Here is a 2724-nt window from a genome sequence, read left to right as displayed (position 1 = left end):
TCTAGTAAATGTGTTGCAACTCTACTATACAGGATTTATTCCTTTTTGTGTTTACACAACTTATTGTACACTACCAATCCTTTTCATGGTAAAATAGTGGAAAGTATATAGTAAGGAGTAGTTATGAGTAAAAGAGCTGTGTTGATGATGACTTTTGGGTCACCAGAAGAGATTACCTATGAAGGAGTAGCGGAATTTTTCACAAATATACGCCGTGGGGTTCGTCCTGAACCACATGAAATTCAGACTTTATATGACAATTACGTCCGAATCGGTGGAACCCCACTCCAAAGGATAACTAGAGAAGAAGTGGACATGGTTGCTACTGCTCTTGGAAATCAAGCGTCGGTCTACTTTGCCAACAAATTTTCCCGCCCTTTCATCACAGATGTGATCAAAGAAATGGAGTTAGATGGAATTAAAGAATGTTTGTGCTTGATTTTAGAGCCTCATTATTCCTACTATTCTGTCATGGGATATGAGAAATTTTTAGAAAGTGATCAGATGAAGTTTCAAATTATCAAGGATTGGTACCAAGAACCTTCACTTCTTCACTACTGGGCTGATGAGATTCGAAATATTTTAGATCAAATTAGAGATGACAGCTATAAGGTGATTTTTTCAGCTCATAGTGTCCCAGTTTTGGCAATAGATTTCGGTGACCCCTATATCGACCAGATTTATGACAATAGTCGCTTGATTGCGGAGATTTTAGGGCTAAAGGAAGAGCAGTATACTAATACATGGCAGAGTGAGAGTGATATAGGTATTCCTTGGATTAAACCAGATGTCTTAGAATATCTGAGAGATGAGAGTGAACACCCGAACCACTATATTTTTGTTCCGATTGCTTTTATTAGTGAGCATATTGAGGTTCTTTTTGATAATGATGTGGAGTGTAAGGAGCTATGCCAAGAGCTCGGAGTGGCCTATCATCGACCTCCTATGCCAAATAGCGATTCACGACTGATTAAAGCCCTTCTGTCAACCATTCAGTCTCATATAGATGGTGACTATAGTGACTATCAACCTAAGCTAGAGACTTTTGATGAGTTGGAAGCTCCTTCAAGTATAGGTCAGATTTTGGAAGCAGAAAAAGATATTCAGATGCCTGATTTCGTCAAAAAATTGATTGCTAAAAAAGGTCGAGAGAATGTCAAGATGCCCTATCTAGTTAAGAAAATGCTTGAAAAGAAGTATGGAAAAAAATATGATTAAATGATGGAGTTTTAAATCAGGAAGTGGGCTAGAGCTCGATAAAAAGTGTATACTATAGTCAAGTAAGCAATAGAAAGTAGGCCGTCCCTATGAAGAAAACAGTTTATACAAAAGCTGGGCAAGTGGGCCTAGTAGAAGTGGAGCGTCCACACATCGAGGCACCAGATGATGTCATTCTCCGCATCGTTCGCACCTGTGTCTGTGGCTCTGATCTATGGAGCTACCGCAATCCAGATATTGAAGAGGGGCACCAAAATAGTGGGCACGAAGCTATTGGGATCGTTGAAGAAATCGGAGAAGCTATTACAACGGTGAAACCGGGAGACTTTGTCATCGCCCCTTTCACTCATGGTTGTGGGGAGTGTGATGCCTGTCGTGCTGGCTATGATGGGACCTGTGACCGCCATATCGGCACCAACTGGTCTGATGGGGTTCAAGCAGAGTACATGCGCTTTGAATACGCCAACTGGGCCCTTGTCAAAATCCCTGGGCAGCCATCTGATTATACAGAAGCCATGCTCAAATCCTTCTTGACGCTGGCAGATGTCATGCCGACGGGCTACCATGCGGCGCGTGTGGCTGATGTGCAAAAAGGTGACAAGGTAGTTGTTATTGGTGACGGTGCTGTTGGTCAATGTGCTGTGATTGCAGCTAAGATGCGGGGAGCATCGCAAATTGTCCTCATGAGTCGTCATGAGGACCGCCAACAAATGGCTTTAGAATTTGGTGCAACAGCGGTCGTAGCGGAGCGTGGGGAAGAAGGGATTGCCAAGGTTCGTGAAATCCTTGGTGGAGGAGCAGATGTAGCTCTTGAATGTGTCGGTACAGCGACAGCTGTCGACCAAGCCCTTGGGGTTCTTCACAATGGAGGGCGCCTAGGTTTTGTCGGTGTTCCTCACTACAATAACCGTGCTCTTGGTTCAACCTTTGCTCAAAATATTTCCGTGGCAGGTGGAGCAGCCTCTGTCACCACCTATGACAAACAGTTTTTGCTCAAGGCTGTTCTTGATGGCGACATCAATCCAGGACGCGTCTTTACGCACAGCTATAGTTTAGAAGAAATCGACCAAGCCTATAAAGATATGGATGAACGCAAGACCATCAAGTCTATGATTGTGATAGAGTAACGAAAAAGTCTAGTAGAATCGTTTCTGCTAGACTTTTAACTTATTGTATAAAAATGTTTTTATCATGATGAACAAAGACTAAAACCTTTATTTATGAAGAATTTTCATGCTGAAAGGAAGAGAAGGAAAACAAAAAATCAAAAATATTTTATAAAAGCGCTTGCATAATAATTTTTTTGTGCTATACTAAGTTCATGGATTGTTACTGATCATGCAGGCAAAACCTAAACATATACAAGATAGAAACCGACCTCTTTGTGCGTGTTTTCTGTTTGGTATCTGTTTAGGTTTTTTCTATTTCTTTAGATAAATTGTAAAATATAGTGCAACAAAAAAACTCATAGCGTTTCATTGGGGTAAACTGTAAGTATTCACACAA

General features: G+C 41.3%; 2 protein-coding genes. Both read left to right on the top strand.

Translation table 11 applies throughout. The features are described 5' to 3' along the window. Positions 1-123: 123 nt before the first annotated feature. A complete protein-coding gene (gene hemH, locus K1J10_RS10350) occupies positions 124-1218 on the top strand; it encodes a ferrochelatase (protein WP_223357295.1) in 1095 nt (364 codons plus the stop codon). An 89-nt stretch (positions 1219-1307) separates the two neighbouring features. Next, complete coding sequence (locus tag K1J10_RS10345; protein WP_223357293.1) at positions 1308-2345, top strand: zinc-binding dehydrogenase; 1038 nt, start codon at positions 1308-1310, stop codon at positions 2343-2345. The last annotated feature ends 379 nt before the right edge of the window (positions 2346-2724 follow it).

It is taken from the genome of Streptococcus australis (genome assembly GCF_019930045.1).
Taxonomy (GTDB): Bacteria; Bacillota; Bacilli; order Lactobacillales; family Streptococcaceae; genus Streptococcus; species Streptococcus australis_D.
The sequence above is the reverse complement of the archived record's forward strand: the minus strand, read 5'-3'. Positions and strand labels throughout refer to the sequence as shown.

Coding starts and splice junctions, on each gene's coding strand:
- K1J10_RS10345 (WP_223357293.1), top strand. CDS start 1,308: ATGAAGAAAACAGTTTATACAAAAGCTGGGCAAGTGGGCCTAGTAGAA.
- hemH (WP_223357295.1), top strand. CDS start 124: ATGAGTAAAAGAGCTGTGTTGATGATGACTTTTGGGTCACCAGAAGAG.